The sequence below is a fragment of the Bordetella genomosp. 9 genome (genome assembly GCF_002261425.1).
In the GTDB taxonomy this organism is placed as follows: domain Bacteria; phylum Pseudomonadota; class Gammaproteobacteria; order Burkholderiales; family Burkholderiaceae_B; genus Bordetella_C.
In genome coordinates, this window is the sequence record NZ_NEVJ01000003.1 from 3637860 (window position 1) to 3654772 (window position 16913).

The 16913-nt window shown below is 67.4% G+C and carries 23 protein-coding genes; all 23 read right to left on the minus strand.

Annotated features, from left to right (window positions below; translation table 11 throughout):
- Window positions 1-32: 32 nt before the first annotated feature.
- The 23 genes from tatA to CAL26_RS27755 all read right to left on the minus strand — a co-directional run bounded on the left by tatA (window position 33) and on the right by CAL26_RS27755 (window position 16722).
- On the minus strand, window positions 33-281 hold the full coding sequence (gene tatA / locus CAL26_RS27645) for a Sec-independent protein translocase subunit TatA (RefSeq protein WP_094849765.1): 249 nt from the start codon (window positions 279-281) through the stop codon (window positions 33-35).
- Between the two features lie 15 nt (window positions 282-296).
- Window positions 297-665: a histidine triad nucleotide-binding protein gene (locus CAL26_RS27650; protein ID WP_094849766.1), complete on the minus strand. Its 369-nt coding sequence runs from the start codon at window positions 663-665 to the stop codon at window positions 297-299.
- Window positions 666-696: 31 nt separating this feature from the next.
- The gene (locus CAL26_RS27655; protein ID WP_094849767.1) at window positions 697-1047 is read right to left on the minus strand and encodes a phosphoribosyl-ATP diphosphatase; all 351 of its coding nucleotides are present in this window, start codon (window positions 1045-1047) and stop codon (window positions 697-699) included.
- Window positions 1044-1457: a phosphoribosyl-AMP cyclohydrolase gene (gene hisI / locus CAL26_RS27660; RefSeq protein WP_094849768.1), complete on the minus strand. Its 414-nt coding sequence runs from the start codon at window positions 1455-1457 to the stop codon at window positions 1044-1046. The genes CAL26_RS27655 and hisI overlap by 4 nt, the downstream gene beginning before the upstream one ends.
- Before the next feature lie 22 nt (window positions 1458-1479).
- Window positions 1480-2289: an imidazole glycerol phosphate synthase subunit HisF gene (hisF, locus tag CAL26_RS27665; protein WP_094849769.1), complete on the minus strand. Its 810-nt coding sequence runs from the start codon at window positions 2287-2289 to the stop codon at window positions 1480-1482.
- On the minus strand, window positions 2286-3029 hold the full coding sequence (hisA, locus tag CAL26_RS27670) for a 1-(5-phosphoribosyl)-5-[(5-phosphoribosylamino)methylideneamino]imidazole-4-carboxamide isomerase (RefSeq protein ID WP_094849770.1): 744 nt from the start codon (window positions 3027-3029) through the stop codon (window positions 2286-2288). The genes hisF and hisA overlap by 4 nt, the downstream gene beginning before the upstream one ends.
- Before the next feature lie 75 nt (window positions 3030-3104).
- Window positions 3105-3779: an imidazole glycerol phosphate synthase subunit HisH gene (gene hisH / locus CAL26_RS27675; RefSeq protein ID WP_094849771.1), complete on the minus strand. Its 675-nt coding sequence runs from the start codon at window positions 3777-3779 to the stop codon at window positions 3105-3107.
- 35 nt (window positions 3780-3814) lie between these two features.
- Window positions 3815-4402 (minus strand): imidazoleglycerol-phosphate dehydratase HisB, encoded by a 588-nt coding sequence (gene hisB / locus CAL26_RS27680; RefSeq protein WP_086062743.1) that lies wholly within the window; start codon window positions 4400-4402, stop codon window positions 3815-3817.
- A 91-nt stretch (window positions 4403-4493) separates the two neighbouring features.
- On the minus strand, window positions 4494-5579 hold the full coding sequence (gene hisC, locus CAL26_RS27685) for a histidinol-phosphate transaminase (protein ID WP_094849772.1): 1086 nt from the start codon (window positions 5577-5579) through the stop codon (window positions 4494-4496).
- Entirely contained in the window at window positions 5576-6880 is a 1305-nt protein-coding gene (gene hisD / locus CAL26_RS27690) for a histidinol dehydrogenase (RefSeq protein WP_094849773.1), read from the minus strand. The genes hisC and hisD overlap by 4 nt, the downstream gene beginning before the upstream one ends.
- Window positions 6877-7590: an ATP phosphoribosyltransferase gene (hisG, locus tag CAL26_RS27695; protein ID WP_094849774.1), complete on the minus strand. Its 714-nt coding sequence runs from the start codon at window positions 7588-7590 to the stop codon at window positions 6877-6879. The genes hisD and hisG overlap by 4 nt, the downstream gene beginning before the upstream one ends.
- A gap of 10 nt (window positions 7591-7600) precedes the next feature.
- Window positions 7601-8869 carry a UDP-N-acetylglucosamine 1-carboxyvinyltransferase gene (gene murA, locus CAL26_RS27700; RefSeq protein ID WP_094849775.1) on the minus strand — a complete coding sequence of 423 codons (1269 nt, stop codon included), beginning with the start codon at window positions 8867-8869 and terminating at the stop codon, window positions 7601-7603.
- Complete coding sequence (locus CAL26_RS27705; protein ID WP_094849776.1) at window positions 8869-9111, minus strand: BolA family protein; 243 nt, start codon at window positions 9109-9111, stop codon at window positions 8869-8871. The genes murA and CAL26_RS27705 overlap by 1 nt, the downstream gene beginning before the upstream one ends.
- Window positions 9112-9115: 4 nt before the next feature.
- Entirely contained in the window at window positions 9116-9907 is a 792-nt protein-coding gene (locus CAL26_RS27710; RefSeq protein WP_094849777.1) for an ABC transporter permease, read from the minus strand.
- Between the two features lie 23 nt (window positions 9908-9930).
- On the minus strand, window positions 9931-10728 hold the full coding sequence (locus tag CAL26_RS27715) for an ABC transporter ATP-binding protein (RefSeq protein ID WP_094849778.1): 798 nt from the start codon (window positions 10726-10728) through the stop codon (window positions 9931-9933).
- 133 nt (window positions 10729-10861) lie between these two features.
- Window positions 10862-11497: an MlaC/ttg2D family ABC transporter substrate-binding protein gene (locus CAL26_RS27720; RefSeq protein WP_094849779.1), complete on the minus strand. Its 636-nt coding sequence runs from the start codon at window positions 11495-11497 to the stop codon at window positions 10862-10864.
- 96 nt (window positions 11498-11593) lie between these two features.
- Window positions 11594-12442, minus strand: a complete 849-nt coding sequence (locus CAL26_RS27725) for an MlaA family lipoprotein (protein ID WP_094849780.1) — start codon at window positions 12440-12442, stop codon at window positions 11594-11596.
- 116 nt (window positions 12443-12558) lie between these two features.
- On the minus strand, window positions 12559-13083 hold the full coding sequence (mlaD, locus tag CAL26_RS27730; RefSeq protein WP_094849781.1) for an outer membrane lipid asymmetry maintenance protein MlaD: 525 nt from the start codon (window positions 13081-13083) through the stop codon (window positions 12559-12561).
- 12 nt (window positions 13084-13095) lie between these two features.
- Entirely contained in the window at window positions 13096-13896 is an 801-nt protein-coding gene (mlaE, locus tag CAL26_RS27735; protein WP_086062753.1) for a lipid asymmetry maintenance ABC transporter permease subunit MlaE, read from the minus strand.
- Window positions 13893-14729: an ABC transporter ATP-binding protein gene (locus tag CAL26_RS27740; protein ID WP_094849782.1), complete on the minus strand. Its 837-nt coding sequence runs from the start codon at window positions 14727-14729 to the stop codon at window positions 13893-13895. The genes mlaE and CAL26_RS27740 overlap by 4 nt, the downstream gene beginning before the upstream one ends.
- Window positions 14730-14833: 104 nt before the next feature.
- The gene (locus CAL26_RS27745) at window positions 14834-15364 is read right to left on the minus strand and encodes a chromate transporter (RefSeq protein ID WP_094849783.1); all 531 of its coding nucleotides are present in this window, start codon (window positions 15362-15364) and stop codon (window positions 14834-14836) included.
- The gene (locus CAL26_RS27750; protein WP_373454530.1) at window positions 15361-15957 is read right to left on the minus strand and encodes a chromate transporter; all 597 of its coding nucleotides are present in this window, start codon (window positions 15955-15957) and stop codon (window positions 15361-15363) included. The genes CAL26_RS27745 and CAL26_RS27750 overlap by 4 nt, the downstream gene beginning before the upstream one ends.
- Before the next feature lie 126 nt (window positions 15958-16083).
- The gene (locus CAL26_RS27755; protein ID WP_094849784.1) at window positions 16084-16722 is read right to left on the minus strand and encodes an OmpW/AlkL family protein; all 639 of its coding nucleotides are present in this window, start codon (window positions 16720-16722) and stop codon (window positions 16084-16086) included.
- Window positions 16723-16913: the final 191 nt, after the last annotated feature.

Below are 16913 nucleotides of genomic sequence, written 5' to 3' on the forward strand. Positions count from 1 at the left end.
GCGGCACCGCGCCGCCATGCCGCCAGCCGGGATCAGGAATGGGTTTTTTCCTTGGCCTGCACGTCGATGGTGTCGCCGGAAACGCGCTGCTGATGAGCGGGCTCGGCCGGGCTGCGGTCAGCCGGGTCGATCGGGTCGCCGTTGGCGTCCCGCATGCCTTCCTTGAAGCCCTTGACGGCGCCACCCAGGTCGCTGCCGAAGTTGCGCAGCTTCTTGGTACCGAATATCAAGGCCACGATGACCAGAACGATCAGCCAATGCCAGATGCTAAAACTGCCCATGACGGTTCTCCGTGTTCAAGCGTTCGGGGCTACGCGGCCTTTCCAGGGACGCGAACCGCCAATGATATGGAAATGCAGGTGCGGAACTTCCTGGCCGCCTTCCGCGCCGGAATTGGCGAGCAGGCGGAACCCGCCTTGCGCGCCCGGGTTGCAGCCGTTTTCGAGCGCCAGCCGCGGGGCCAATGCCATCATTCTACCCAACCAGCCGGCATCGTCCGCCGAGACGTCCTGCATGGACTCGATATGGCGTCGAGTGATGAGCAGCAGATGTACCGGCGCGGCGGGATTGATGTCGTGGAAAGCGACGAATTCGTCGTCTTCGTAGACCTTTTTCGCCGGGATTTCGCCGCGGCTGATTTTGCAGAAGATGCAGTTATCGCTCATGTATCTCGCTCCGTGTGCCGCAGGGCTGCTGTCAGTCGGCGGGCCGTGCGGCTTTTTCGGCCAGCCCCGACAGGCCTTCGCGGCGCGCGAGTTCCTGCAGGACATCCTCCGGCCGCAGATTGTAATGAGTCAACGCGACAAGGCAATGAAACCAGAGATCCGCGGTTTCGCTGACGATGCGGTCGGGTACCCCGTCCTTGGCGGCCATGACCAGCTCGGTGGCTTCTTCGCCGATCTTCTTCAGGAAGGCGTCGGGCGCCTTGGCCAGCAGTTTGGCGGCGTAGGAGGTCGACGGATCGCCGCCGCGGTCGGGCCGGCGGGTTTCCAGGGTGTCGGCGATGCGCGCCAGGACGGCGCCGCCGCGCGGGTCGATGTCGCTCATTTGTAGATCAGCTCCGGGTCCTTCAGGACCGGGTCGGTGGTTTCCCACCGGCGTTCGCCGCCCTGCTCGTCCAGGCGGCGGAAGAAGCAGCTGGCGCGGCCGGTGTGGCAGGCGATGCCGCCCTGCTGGTCGACCTTGAGCAGCACCACGTCGCCATCGCAGTCCAGGCGCAGTTCCTTGACCTGCTGGGCGTGGCCGGATTCCTCGCCCTTGCGCCACAGGCGCTTGCGCGAGCGCGACCAGTACACGGCACGGCCGGTGGCCGCGGTTTCGGCCAGCGCGTCACGGTTCATCCACGCCACCATCAGGATCTGGCCGGTTTCGGCGTCCTGCGCGATGGCGGGAATCAGGCCGTGCGCGTCGAAAGCGACGTCGCCCAGCCAGGCAGGTTCGTTGTTCGTATCAGTCATAGCGGCACCGCTTCGGGGGGAATCACAACCTTACTTCAATCCCGCGGTCGGACATGTATCGCTTGCATTCTCCCACGGTGTGCTCGCCGTAGTGGAAGATGCTGGCGGCGAGGACCGCGCTGGCGCGGCCCACGGTGACGCCGTCGGCCAGGTGCTGCAGCGTGCCCACGCCCCCCGAGGCGATGACCGGTACCGGCACCGCATCCGACACCGCGCGCGTGAGCGCCAGGTCGAAGCCGGATTTCGTGCCGTCCTTGTCCATGCTGGTCAACAGGATTTCGCCGGCGCCGTAGGCGGCCATGCGACGCGCCCATTCGATGGCGTCCAGGCCGGTGGCCTTGCGGCCGCCGTGGGTAAAGACTTCCCAGCGATCGCTGCCGTCTTCCGCCTTGACGCGGCGCGCGTCGATGGCGACCACGATGCATTGCGAGCCGTGGTAATCCGCGGCCGCGCGGACCAGTTCCGGATTGGCCACCGCCGCGCTGTTGATGCTGATCTTGTCGGCGCCCGCGTTCAGCAGCCGCTGGATGTCCGACACCTGCCGCACGCCGCCGCCGACGGTCAGCGGGATGAACACCTGCGAGGCCACCTGTTCGATGATGGGCAGGATCAGGTCGCGGCCGTCGCTGGTGGCGGTGATGTCCAGGAAGGTCAGTTCGTCGGCGCCCTGGTCGTCATAGCGGCGGGCGATCTCCACGGGGTCGCCCGCGTCGATCAGGTTGACGAAATTGACGCCCTTGACCACGCGGCCGGCGGTGACGTCCAGGCAGGGGATGATGCGCCGCGTCAGCGCATTGGGCCCGGCGCCGCCGGTCGGGGTAATACCATTCATGACTTGGCCAATTCGTCCGCGCGGGTCTGCGCGGCCTGGAAATTCAGGGCGCCTTCATAGATGCTGCGGCCCAGGATGGCGCCTTCCACGCCTTCTTCCTCGACGGCGCACAAGGCTTCGATATCCTGGATGCCGGCGATGCCGCCGGACGCGAAAATCGGGATGCGCACATGCTGCGCCAGGCGCACGGTGGCGTCGACGTTCACGCCCGACAGCATGCCGTCGCGGCCGATGTCGGTGTAGATGATGGCTTCGCAGCCGTAGTCCTCGAACTTGCTGGCCAGGTCCAGCACGTCGTGCCGGGTCAGCTTGCTCCAGCCGTCGGTGGCCACCTTGCCATCGCGGGCGTCCAGGCCCACGATGATGCTGCCCGGAAAGGCGCCACAGGCGTCATGCAGGAAGCCCGGGTTCTTGACCGCGGCGGTGCCGATGATGACGTAGGAAATGCCGTTGTCCAGGTAACGCTCGATGGTGTCCAGGTCGCGGATGCCGCCGCCGATCTGCACGGGGATTTCATCGCCGACCGCATCGACGATGGCGCGGATGCTGGCTTCGTTGCGGGGCTTGCCGGCCACCGCGCCGTTCAGGTCGACCAGATGCAGGCGCCGCGCGCCCTGTTCCAGCCAATGCGCGGCCATGGCCGCCGGGTCTTCGGAGAACACCGTTGCATCGTCCAGGTCACCCTGGCGCAGGCGGACGCAGCGTCCGTCTTTGAGGTCGATGGCGGGGATCAGCAGCATAGTGATAACGCGCGTAAAGGAATCGGTTGTTGGAAGGGCGAATCGGCGTGGGCGGGATCGCGCCGGCAGGCGGCGTCAGGGGCGCCAGTCGACGAAATTCCGGTACAGGCGCAGGCCGTGCTCGGCGCTTTTTTCTGGGTGGAACTGCACCGCGAAAATGTTAGCCGCCGCCACCGCGCAGGTAAAGGAACCGCCGTAATCGGTTTCCCCAACGGTCAGGGAGGGGTCCGCCGGTACGGCGTAATAACTATGAACGAAATAAAAATGGGTGCCGTCCGGAATACCTGCCCAGATTGGATGAGAGCGCGTTTGGCGCACTTTGTTCCAACCCATGTGCGGCACTTTCAGCCGTTCGTCGACGGCGGCGTCCTCGACCGGATCTTCGTAGGCGCCGATGGGCGACGCGTATTGCGGTCCGCTGAACCGATGCACCACACCGGGAAAGATGCCCAGGCAGATGGTCGGGCCTTCCTCGCTGGTGTCGAACAGCATCTGTTCGCCCACGCACACGCCCAACAGGGGTTTGCTGCGCGCGGCGCGCACGACGGCTTCGCGCAGGCCCGATTCGTTCAGGGTGCGCATGCAGTCCGCCATGGCGCCCTGGCCGGGGAAGACGACGCGGTCGGCCGCGTCGATGTCCGCCACGGTGTTGGAGATACGGATGTCGGCATCCGGGGCGGCGGCGGCGAGCGCCCGCGCCACGGAGTGGAAATTCCCCATGCCGTAGTCGACGATAGCGATGGAAGTCACGAGATTCTGCCTGCGGATGCGTAGTGATCGCGGGATTACAGCACGCCCTTGGTGGACGGGACGACGCCCTGGCTGCGCGGATCGCGCTCCATCGCCATGCGCAGGGCCCGGCCACAGGCCTTGAATACCGTTTCGCACTGGTGGTGGGCGTTCTTGCCGCGCAGATTGTCGATGTGCAGCGTGATCAGGGCATGGTTGACCAGCCCCTGGAAGAATTCGCGGGTCAGGTCGACGTCGAACTCGCCGATGCGCGCGCGGGTGAAGGGCACGTTGAACTCCAGGCCAGGCCGGCCGGAGAAGTCCACCACCACGCGCGAGAGCGCTTCATCCAGCGGCACGTAGGCATGGCCGTAGCGCAGGATGCCTTTCTTGTCGCCGATCGCGGCGGCAATGGCCTGGCCCAGCGTGATGCCGACGTCTTCCACCGTGTGGTGCGCATCGATGTGCAGGTCGCCATCGGCCTTGATGTCCAGGTCGATCAGGCCATGGCGGGCGATCTGGTCCAACATGTGGTCCAGGAAGGGAACGCCGGTATCGATGGTCTGGCGGCCGGTGCCGTCCAGGTTGACCGCCACACGGATGCGGGTTTCGTTGGTGTTGCGGGTAATGTCTGCGGTGCGCATGGTGATCGGTTTTCGCGTCGTGCTTGGCGGGATGGCGGAGTGCGGCGCGGTGGCTGTGGATCGTGGGAAAAGCGGAAAGTCGGGACGGACGTCAGGCAAGTATGTCGCGCAGGGCTGCCATCAGCGCGGCGTGCTCGTCGGGCGTGCCCAGCGAGATGCGCAGGCAATCGGCCAATGCCGGATCGCCGCCGCTGAAATCGCGAACCCGTATTCTGCGCGTTTTCAGGGCTTGATGCACGGCGTTGGCGCCCATCTTGCCGGAAAAGCGCACCAGAAGAAAGTTGGCGGACGAGGGATACACGGTTGTGCCGGGCAGGCTGGCCAGTTCCCGGGCCAGGTCGTCGCGCGACGCGCGCAGGCGGGCCGCCTGCTGATCCAGTACCGTTTTGTGGCGCAGGACCGCCAGCAGGACCGCTTCGGTCAGGACGTCGATGTTGTAGGGCGGCCGCAGCTTGTCGATCTGCGCGATCCAGGGCGCCGGGCCCGCCAGATAGCCGAAACGCAGGCCGGCCAGGCCGATCTTGGAGACCGTGCGCAGGACCACCGCGTTGGCCAGCGTGGCGGCGCGCGGCATCCAGGTGCCGTCGGCATAGGGCTGGTAGGCCTCGTCGATGACCACCAGCCCGGGCGCGGCGGCCAGGATCGCCTCGACGGCGGCGTCGGACCAGCGGCCGCCGGTGGGGTTGTTCGGGACCGCCAGGAAGACGACCTTCGGCTGCCGGGCCTGGATGGCGGCCAGCATGGCCGGCAGGTCCAGCTGGAAATCGGGCGTGAGCGGGACGCCGGCGAAGCGGGCGTGGTGAAAGCGCGCCGACAATTCGAACATCACGAAGGACGGCACCGGCGACAGCACCACGTCGCCCGGCTCGCAGCAGGCCTGCACGATCAGGCTGATCAGCTCGTCGGACCCGTTGCCGAACAGCAGCGCGGCGTCGTCCGGCACGCCGAAGGCCGCGCGCACCGCGGCGTCCAGCGCGTCATGGCCCGCGGCCGGATAGCGGTTCAGCGGCGTGGCGCGGGCGGCGGCGGCGACCGCGTCGCGCACCTGGTCGGGCAGGCCGTACGGGTTTTCCATCGCGTCCAGCTTGATGGCGTCTTCCGCGTGGCCCACGGCATAGGCGGACAGCGCCTGGATATCGGGCCGGATGGTGGTGGCGGCCCGCCCGGCGGCATTCATGCCTTGTCGAGCCGGTATTCGGCGCTGGCGGCGTGCGCCTGCAGGCCTTCGCCATAGGCCAGGTCGGCCGCGATCCGGCCCAGCGTCTGCGCGCCCTGGCGCGATACCTGGATCAGGCTGGAGCGCTTCTGGAAATCGTAGACGCCCAGCGGGGACGAAAAACGCGCCGTGCGCGAGGTCGGCAGCACGTGATTGGGGCCGGCGCAGTAATCGCCCAGCGATTCCGAGGCGTAGCGGCCCATGAAGATGGCGCCCGCGTGGCGGATCCGCTCCACCCACTTTTCCGGATCGTCGGTGGAGATTTCCAGGTGCTCGGGGGCGATGTCGTTGGCGATGTCGCAGGCTTCTTCCAGGTTGCGCACGTGGATCAGCGCGCCGCGCTTGCCCAGGCTTTCGCGCAGGATGGCCGCGCGCGGCATGGCGGGCAGCTGGCGGTCGATGGAGGCGGCGACTTCGTCCAGGTAGGCGGCGTCCGGGCACAGCAGGATGGCCTGGGCCAGCTCATCGTGCTCGGCCTGGGAAAACAGGTCCATGGCGATCCAGTCGGCGGGCGTCTTGCCGTCGCAGATGACCAGGATTTCGCTGGGGCCGGCGATCATGTCGATGCCGACCGTACCGAATACGCGGCGCTTGGCGGCGGCGACGTAGGCATTGCCCGGCCCGACGATCTTGTCCACGGCGGGGATGGTGGCGGTGCCGTAGGCCAGCGCGCCCACGGCCTGCGCGCCGCCGATGGCGAAGGCGCGATCGACGCCGGCGATGGCGGCGGCCGCCAGCACCATGGGATTGCGCAGGCCGTCGGGCGTGGGCGTGACCATGATCAGCTCAGGGACGCCGGCCACCTTGGCCGGGATGGCGTTCATCAGCACTGACGACGGGTAGGCGGCCTTGCCGCCGGGGACGTAAAGGCCGACGCGGTCCAGCGGCGTGATCTTCTGGCCCAGCATCGTGCCGTCGGCTTCGGTGTAGGTCCAGGTCTCGCCGCGCTGTTTCTCATGATAGGCGCGCACCCGCCGCGCGGCGGCTTCAAGCCCTTGGCGCTGGGCGGCCGGCAGCGACTGCAGCGCGGCCTGCCAGCTGTCGCGGGGAATTTCCAGCGCGGCCACGCCGTCGGCCTGCACGCGGTCGAAACGGCGCGTGTATTCCAGCAGCGCCGCATCGCCGCGATGCCGGACGTCCGCCAGGATGTCGGCCGCGGCGCGGTCGATGGATTCGTCCTGCGAGGCTTCGAAGGCCAGCAGCGCGGATAGGGCGGCTGCGAAACCGGAATCGCGGGAATCGAGGCGGTTGATGGTGCTCATGGCGTACCCCCTTCGAGGCGTATGGGTGCGGTGCTGGCGCGTTCGAAGGCGTCCAGCAGCGGCTGCAGGCGCGCGCCGCGCGTTTTCAGGGCCGCCTGGTTGACGACCAGCCGCGAGGAAATCGGCATGATGTCCTCCACGGCGACCAGGTTGTTGGCGCGCAGCGTGCCGCCGGAGGAGACCAGGTCGACGATGGCGTCGGCCAGGCCGACCAGGGGCGCCAGTTCCATCGAGCCGTACAGCTTGATCAGGTCCACGTAGACGCCCTTGGCGGCGAAGTGTTCGCGCGCCGCCTGGACATATTTTGTCGCCACGCGCAGGCGGCCGCCCTGCCGTACCGCGCTCTGGTAGTCGAAGCCGGCGCGCACCGCCACGCACAGGCGGCATTTGGCGATGTTCAGGTCGATCGGCTGGTAGATGCCGCCGGGGTGGGCCGCGGCGTGCTCGATCAGCACGTCCTTGCCGGCGATGCCGAAGTCCGCCGCGCCGTACTGCACATAGGTCGGCACGTCGGAGGCGCGCACGATGATCAGGCGCAGCCCGGGATCGCTGGTGGGGATGATCAGCTTGCGGGAATGCTCGGGGTTTTCCGCGACCTCGATGCCGGCTTCCGCCAGCAGGGGCAGGGTTTCCTCGAAAATGCGGCCCTTGGACAGCGCCAGCGTGAGCGGCGCGGAATCGGCGGACGGGCGGATGTCTGGCTGGTTCATTCGGAGGTCCTCAGGGCGCGGCGCGGCCCGGCACGCGTTCTATCTGGGCGCCCAGTTGCCGCAGCTTGCGTTCCATCTGCTGGTAGCCGCGGTCGAGATGATAAATGCGGTCGATCACGGTTTCGCCATCGGCCACAAGGCCGCCGATGACCAGGCTGGCCGAAGCGCGCAGGTCGGTGGCCATGACGGCGGCGCCGGACAGGCGCGGCACGCCGCGCACCACGGCGGTGTGGCCGTCGATGTCGATGTCCGCGCCCATGCGGATCAGTTCCTGCACGTGCATGTAGCGGTTTTCGAAGATGTTCTCGACGATGACGCCGGTGCCTTCGGCCACCGTGTCCAGCACCATGAACTGCGCCTGCATGTCGGTGGGGAAGCCGGGGTATTCATGCGTGCGCACGCTGACGGCCTTGGGGCGGCCCCGCGCCGTGGCGCGGATCCAGTCGGCGCCGCTTTCCATCGCCAGGCCGGCTTCCGACAGTTTGTCCAGGATGGCGCCCATGTGCGAGGCATCGGTGTGGCGCAGCGTGATCTCGCCGCCGGTGGCCGCGACGGCGCACAGGAAGGTGCCTGCTTCGATGCGGTCCGGGATGACGCTGTGCGACGCGCCGTGCAGGCGGTCGACGCCGTCGATCACGATGCGGTCGGTGCCGTGTCCCTGGATGCGCGCGCCCATCTTGATCAGCAGCTCGGCCAGGTCCACGACTTCGGGCTCGCGGGCGGCGTTTTCCAGTACGGTGCGGCCTTCCGCCAGCGTGGCGGCCATCAGCAGGTTTTCGGTGCCGGTGACGGTGACCATGTCGGTGCGGACGGACGCGCCCTTCAGCCGCTTGGCGCGGGCCACCACGAAGCCGTGCTCCAGCGCGATGTCGGCGCCCAGCGCGGCCAGGCCCTTGATGTGCTGGTCCACCGGCCGCTGGCCGATGGAGCAGCCGCCCGGCAGGCTGACCCGCGCTTCGCCGAAGCGGGCCAGCAAGGGGCCCAGCACCAGGATGGATGCGCGCATGGTCTTGACCAGCTCGTAGGGCGCTTCCAGTTTGTCGACCTGGTCGGCCTGCAGGGTGACGATGCCGTCGGACTGGCGTTCGGCGCGCACGCCGACCTGGCCCAGCAGGCGCAGCATGGTGGATATGTCGTTCAGTTCCGGCACGTTGCGCAGGGTCAGCGCGTCGGCCGTCAGCAGTCCGGCGCACAGGATGGGCAACGCCGCGTTCTTGGCGCCGGAGACGTCGACTTCGCCGTGCAGGGGCGCGCCGCCGGTGATGCGTAGCTTGTCCATTACTGCGCCGCCTTGTATTCGGTGGGCGTGAGGGTGCGCATGGACAGCGCATGGATTTCGGCTTTCATGCGGTCGCCCAGCGCGGCGTAGACCAGCTGATGCCGGGCGATCGGCCGCTTGCCTTCGAAGGCCGCGCTGACGATGACCGCGTCGAAATGCGAACCGTCGCCCTGCACTTCGATGTGTTCACAGGGCAGTCCGTCGACGATGTATTGGCGAACCTGCTCGGGTGTGGGCAACATGGGCTCAGTTCCTTAGTTTGTAGCCGCTGGCGAGCAGTCGGATTGCGTAGGTCGCCAGGGCCAGGAAGACGCAGCTGACCACCGCCAGGCTGCGCCAGGGCGACACGTCGGACACCGAGAAGAAGCCGTAGCGGAAGCCATCGATGGTATAGAAGATGGGATTCCAATGCGATACGCCCTGCCAGAACGGCGGCAGCGTATGGATCGAATAGAAAACGCCGGACAGGAAGGTCGCCGGCATGATCAGGAAGTTCTGAAAGGCCGCGAGCTGGTCGAATTTTTCCGAGAACAGGCCGGCGATCACGCCCAGGCTGCCCATGATGCCGCAGGCCAGCACCGCGAACACCAGCACCCACAGCGGATGGACCGGGGTCAAGGGGATGAAGCACAGCGCCACCAGCCATACGCACAGCCCGACGGCGATGCCGCGCGTGATGGCCGCGATCACGTAGGCGAAATAGATGTCCCGGTGCGATAGCGGCGGCAGCAGGATGAACACCAGGTTGCCGGTGATGCGGCTCTGGATCAGCGAGGACGACGGGTTGGCGAAGCCGTTCTGCAGCATGCTCATCATCATCAATCCCGGGATCAGGAAGGATGTGTAGGGCACGGTGCCGTAGACGTGCACGCGGTCCTGCAGCACCTGGGCGAATACCAGCAGATACAGCAGCGCCGTGATGACGGGCGCGGCGATGGTCTGGAAGCTGACCTTCCAGAAGCGCATGAGCTCCTTGCGCAGTAGCGTGGGGAAGCCCGAACCGGCCGGCGCGCCGGCGTCCAGCATGGGCGTACCCATGGAACCCAGGGGAGCGGGCGCGTTCACGATACGACCTCCGTCAGCTGGGCGTCGTCTTCGCTGTGCATGATGCGCACGAAGGCGTCTTCCAGGTCCACGCCGCCCACGCGGGCCAGCAGCGCCGGCGTGGTGTCCAGCGCGACGATGCGGCCCGCCTTCAGCATGGCGATGCGGCCGCACAGGGCTTCGGCTTCTTCCAGGTAATGGGTGGTCAGCATGATGGTGTGGCCGGCCTTGTTCAGGCGCGAGATGAATTCCCACAGCGTGCGGCGCAGGTCGACGTCGACCCCGGCGGTCGGCTCGTCCAGGACGATGACCGGCGGCCGGTGCACCAGCGCCTGCGCGACCAGCACGCGGCGCTTCATTCCGCCGGACAGGGCGCGCATGTTCGCTTCCGCCTTGTCCGACAGGCCCAGGTTGAAGAGGATTTCGTCTATCCAGTCGTCGTTGTTGCGCAGGCCGAAATAGCCCGACTGGATGCGCAAGGTTTCGCGGACGGTGAAGAAAGGGTCGTAGACCAGTTCCTGCGGGACCACGCCCAGGGCGCGCCGCGCCTGCCGGTAGTCGGCCTGCACGTCATGGCCGCACACGCTGGCGCTGCCTTCGTTGGGACGGGCGAGTCCGGCCAGGACGGAAATCAGCGTGGTCTTGCCCGCGCCGTTGGGGCCCAGCAGGCCGAAGAATTCGCCAGGCTGGATGTCGAGGCTGACGTTCTTCAGCGCCTGGAAGCCCGGGGCCGCGGGGCGGCCCAGCCATTTCTTCCAAGCCGGGTGGCGGGGGGCGTAGGTTTTGGAGACGTTCTGGAGGCGGACGGCGGACATGATGCGGGGAACACCCCGGAAAAGAGCCAATCCGCCATTATAAGACCGCGCCCGGGTTTTCCCGGGGCATGGCCCCGGCCCGCGCAGGGTCGTCCCGAGCGGCCGGCCGGCGCGGCCGGCCACCCCGGCGTCCTTACTGCGCGTTGCGCTGGTTCAGCGCCTTGATCAGCCCGTCGATGCCGTTCTGGTTGATTTCCTGCGCGAACTGGTTGCGATAGTTCTGGATCAGCCAGATGCCTTCGACGTTCAGGTCGTAGATCTTCCAGCCGTTGGCCGTCTGCTCGAGCCGGTAGTCCACGCCCACCGACTGGCCGTTCGACTGGTTGATCGTGCTGCGCACGACCGCGTCCGTGCCGTCGATGTTCGAACCGGTCACCTTGATGTTGGTGCCGTTGTCCACGCGAGACAGCGCGCCGCTGTAGGTGCGCACCAGCGTGCCCTTGAAGGCCTCGGCCAGCGCGGTACGCTGCTGCGGCGTCGCCTGGCGCCAGTAGCGGCCGGCCGCCAGGCGGGTGGTCTTTTCGAAGTCCACGTAGGGCAGGATGTACTGGTTCACGACCTCGTTGACCCGGCCCAGGTTGCCATTCCTGACGCCGCCGTCGGTCTTCAGCACCTGCAGGGTCTGGTTGGCGGTTTCCTGCACCAGCTTTTCGGGCGGGTCCTTCGGATTCGGCGCGGACTGCGCCTGGCCGGCCAGGGCCAGGCCCAGCAGGCCGAACAAGCCGGTCACGCAAAGGCGTTGCAACAGGGAAAGGGGGTAAAACCGCATGCTTGCTCCTTCAGAGTTCGGGAAAGGAAGGCCGGGAAAGCGCCGGGGGCGCGGGCCTGCCGGCCCTGCCCGTCCGTCGCAAGATCCGCGCCCTTCTTACTGGCGCTTGGGCGCCGGGGCCGGCGTGGTGCTGCCCGCACCCGCACCGCCTATGCCCGGGGCGGCGGGCGCCGGCGTGGCGCCTGCCCCGGCGGGAGCGGCGCCGTCGTCTTCGTCATCGTAATTGGGCAGGTTGCTGTCGCTGTTCGCCTTGCGCCCGAGCACCATCGCGGCGCGCCGTTGCAGATAGGCATCGCGGACGAAGCTGTAGGGATCCAGGGCGACGCGGTCCACCGTGTCGGTTGCGTCCAGCAGGCTGGCGCGGCGGTCGACCACCCACAGGCCGTACAGCGAGTTGCGCACGGGGACGTTGTCGATGGCGCCGACGCTGGTCCATTGGTTGCCGACGAAGTCGCCCGCCAGGCCGGCGGTGTCGCGGATGGTGCTGGAGCCCCAGAACGGCAGCACCATGTAGGGTCCCTGGCCGATGCCCCAGACGCCCAGCGTGGTGCCGAAGTCGTTGGGAATGCGCTTGGCGCCGTTGGCCGTGGCGACGTCGAAGCAGCCGCCCACGCCCATGGTGGTGTTGAACAGGAAGCGGCCGAAGGTATTGATGGCATCGGTGCCGCGGCCCTGCAGCATGCTGTTGGCCGCCGCCCAGATATCGGCGACGTTATTGAAGATGTTGTGGATGCAGCTCTGCACCGGCTGCGGCGTGACCGTCGTATAGCCCACGGCGATGGGGCGCAGTACGGCACGGTCGACCTTGTCGTTGAAGGTATAGACGCCCCGGTTGAAGCCTTCCCACGGATCCCGCGGATCCGGGTTCTGCACGGTGGCGCAGCCTGCCAGGCCCGCGCCTGCGGCGGCCATGGCGAAAATGCGGGTCAGGGTGTTCTTTTTCATTTGATCGTCTTTTTGCTGGGACAGCCTGTCGGCCGATCGCGTCCGTTCGTGCAGCGCCTCCCCTCTTCCCCTGGGCGCAGGCCTTTACGGTCGCATCGGTGCAAGAAAAATTCGCGTCAATGGGATTGCGGTTGAGCCTGCGGTTGCGCCGGCGGCGCGGATCCCCCTCCAGCGGGCGCGGATCCCTGCTTTTCCGCCGTTCCGTAAAGGAACTGGCTGATCAGGTTTTCCAGAACGACCGCGCTCTGGGTATAACGGATTTTGTCGCCGTTCGCAAAGTCCGCGTCGTCGCCGCCCGCGGTCAGCCCGATGTATTGCTCGCCCAGGAGGCCCGCCGTCAGGATGGCCGCCGATGAATCCTTGGGGAATTTGAAATCCGAATCCAGGCTCAGGGTGACTACCGCCTGGAAGTTCTTGTCGTCGAAACGGATGTGGCTGACGCGGCCGACCACGACGCCGGCGCTCTTGACCGCCGCGCGTTCCTTCAGGCCGCCGATATTGTCGAACTGCGCCGTCACATCGTAGGTGGGCGCGAAGGAAAAAGCGCTGAGGTTGCCGGCGCGCAACGCCAGGAAGACCAGGGCCGCGGCGCCGAGCAGCACGAACAGGCCTACCCAGAAATCGGTTTTTTGACGTGACATGAGAAATCCGTATCAGTTGCCGAACATCAAGGCGGTGAGGAGGAAGTCCAGCGCCAGCACCGCCAGCGAACCTACCACCACGGTGCGGGTGGTGGCGCGTGCCACGCCTTCCGGCGTCGGCCTTGCCTGCCACCCTTCGTAGAGCGCCACCAGCGTCACCGCCACGCCGAAGACGATGCTTTTCAGCACGCCGTTGGCGACATCGTTCCATACGTCGACGCCGCCCTGCATCTGCGACCAGAACGCGCCGGCATCGACCCCTATCATGACCACGCCGACCAGCCAGCCGCCCATGATGCCCACCATCGAGAATACGGCGGCCAGGATGGGCATGGCGATGATGCCGCCCCACAGGCGCGGCACCAGCACGCGGCGCATGGGGTCGACGGCCATGACTTCCATCGCGGCCAGCTGTTCGCCGGCCTTCATCAGGCCGATTTCCGCCGTCAGCGAGGTCCCGGCGCGGCCGGCGAACAGCAGCGCCGTCACCACCGGACCCAGTTCGCGGACCAGCGACAGGGCCACCAGCAGGCCGAGCGATTCTTCCGAGCCATAGCGCCGCAGGGTGTAGTAGCCCTGCAGGCCCAGCACGAAGCCGACGAACATGCCGGAGACGGCGATGATGACCAGCGAATAATTGCCGATGAAGTGCACCTGCTGCGACACCAGCCGCGGGCGGCGCAGCGCGATGCCGCTCTTGGCCAGCAGCGCGCCGAAAAACCGGGTGAAGTAGCCGATGCCGCCGATCAGGTCGATGACCCAGCCGCCCAGGCGGCTGACCGGATTGGCGGAGCCGGCGCTGGAATCGCTCATGGCTTGCGTCCTTCTTGTCGGGCGAGCCAGCGGTCGAAGGCCGGCGTGTCCGGATAGTGGAAAGCCACCGGGCCGTCAGGCTCGCCGCCCAGGAACTGCCGGACGTAGGGATCGGTGGATGCCGACAAGGCGTCGGGCGTGCCGGAGGCCACCAGGCGGCCCTGTCCGACCAGGTACACCTGGTCGGCGATGCTGAAGGATTCCTGCACGTCGTGCGTGATCAGCACGGACGCGCATTTCAGGCGATCGGACAGGTCGCGGATCAGCCGCGCCGTGATGCCCATGGAAATGGGGTCGAGTCCGGCAAAGGGCTCGTCATACAGGATCAGCTCGGGTTCCAGCACGATGGCGCGCGCCAGGGCGACGCGCCGGGCCATGCCGCCCGAGATTTCCGATACCTTCAGGTGCGCGGCGGCGCGCAGGCCGACGGCATGCAGTTTGTCCAGGACGCGTTCGAGGATTTCCGCTTCGCCGTAGCGGGTGTGCTCGCGCAGCGGGAAGGCGACGTTTTCGAAGACGTCCAGGTCGGTGAACAGCGCGCCCTGCTGGAACAGCACGCCCATGCGCTTGCGCAGGCCTTCCAGTTCCGCCGGCGAGACCTGGCTCATGTCCTGCCCGAACACGCGAACGGTGCCCGCGCGCGCCAGCAATTGGCCGGTGGCGGCCCGCAGCATGGTGGTCTTGCCCGAGCCGGAACCGCCCATGACCGCGACCACCTGCCCGGCGGTGACGCTCATGGAGATGCCCTGCAGTACCGTGAAGTCCCCATATCCCAGGGAAACGTCGGTGAACTGCAAGGCGGAGCCGCGGCGGGTATCTGAGTCGGTCGGCATACGGTGGCAGGCTGGGAGAGGGACGGTCCGTCCCCGCGAGCCGTGCATTGTAGCCTGCCGCTACTGGTGCTTTCCCTGGTAACGGTGTGGTCTTTCGCCGCCGGTCAACGCAGCGCCACCAGAAAGACCAGCGCGCCGCCGCCCAGCAGCACGAACGGGCTGACCCGGGTGCGCAGCAGCAGCAGGGTCGACGCGATGGCGACGGCCCAGGCCCAGGCGCCCCCTTCCGCCGCCCGCAGGATGGTGCAGGAGGCGGCCAGGATCATGCCGGCGGCGACCGGGGCCAGGCCGGTCTCGATGGCGCGGATCCAGACGCGGCCCTTGTAGCGCTGCCACACGTGGGCCAGGGCATAGATGAGCAGGGTGCTGGGCACGAAGATGGCGAACGACGCCACCAGCGCGCCCAGGAGGCCTTGGACCTGCCACCCGACCAGGGTGACCAGGAGCGAGCCGGGGCCAGGCGTGATGCGCGACAGCGCGAACAGGTCCAGGAACTGGGCGTCGTTCATCCAGGCATAGGCCTGCACCGCCTGGCGATGGATGTCGGCCACCACGCTCTGCCCGCCCCCCACGGTCAGGAAGGACAGGGGCGCGAACACGGTGAACAGGTCCCAGAGCGCGGCGCCGCCGGTCATGATTCCGCCCCGGCGCGGCGCAGCCTGAGATACGCGAGCAGGATGGACAGGGGCGCGGCCGCGCCCACCACCCACAGGAGCGGCAGGCCGGCCAGGAAGATCGCGCCGAACACGCCGGCCATGATCAGGATGGGCACGGCGCCGGTGGCGGCCCGGTAGGCCGCGCGCAGGCCCATCTGCAGGGACAGGCCGACCGCGGCGGCGGCGATGCCGGCCAGCACCACGTGCACGGTGGAGGAACGGGAAAGCTCGGCGAACAGCGCGGCCAGGATGATGGCCACGGCCATGGGCGGGACGATCATGCCCAGCGCCGCCAGGAAGGCGCCGCGGCCGCCCCGCAGGCGAAAGCCTATCCATATGGAGAGGTTCACCACGTTGACCCCGGGGAAGGCCTGGGCCAGCGCCAGGCCGCTCAGGAATTCCGTCTCCGACAGCCAGCGGCGCGCCTGCACGAATTCCCGCAGCATCCAGCCGCTCAGCCCGCCGCCGAAGCTGGTCAGGCCGATCTTGGCGAAAGCTGTGAAAATCTGGGCCAGGGTCGGCGCCTGGGCCGGCGCGGCGATGTCGGGGGGAGCGGCGGGCGGGCGCACGATGCGGAGGTCGGAGAAGATTGAGCCGCAATCTTACCCGCGGCCAGTTGTCTTCCTACTTAACGGCAGGCGAGCGCCCGAATAAATCCCGACCCGAATCCCTACCCGCCGCGTCCGGTCCCGTCCAGGCTAGAACCGATAACCGACGCCGACCGTGGCGACCCAGGGATTGATGCGCGCGGTGCCGATGCGCTCGCCGTCCAGCTTTACCTTGGACGAGATGTCGATATAGCGGACGTCGGCGGTCATGAACCAGCGTTCGCTGAACTTCACGTCCACGCCCAGTTGCGCGGCGACGCCCCAGGAATCCTGCAGCTTCAGGTCGGAGCCGCTGATGGCGCCTTCGCTCTTGGTGTCGAAGAAGTGGGTGTAATTCACCCCGATGCCGACATAGGGCTGAATGGTGCTGTCCGGCAGGAAGTGCCATTGCAGGCTCAGCGTGGGCGGCAGCTGCTTGGTGGAGCCGATCTTGCCCAGTCCGCCGCTGCCGCGGATGTCGTGCTCGAAGGGCCAGGCGCCCAGCAGCTCGACGCCGATGTTGCGCGTGGCCATATAGGTCAGCGTGAAGCTGGGACGCACGCTGTTGTTGACGTCCAGGTCGACACTGTCGTTCAGGACGCTGCCGTTGTCGGACTTGGGGCGTACCTGCGTCACGCCGACCTTGAACAGCACGTCGCCGGCTTCGTGCGCGTACGTGGGCAGGGCGCAGGCGGCGGCAAGCAGGGCGGCAAGGGCGGCGGCGCGCGGGTGCGCGATCAGGCGGGACATGACGATTCTCCATAATGTGTCATTTGGTGAATCGTCAGGTTCGCCGAGGGCCCATCGCGCCCGCTTGATCTGGGTCAACCAGCGGATGAGCAGCCCTACCGTTGACCCAGGTCAACACGTGGCGCCGGAAACCCGCCTGCGGTCCCAGTGGCCCCGGCGGGACTGCGATAGTCCACGACCTCCGGGTATGG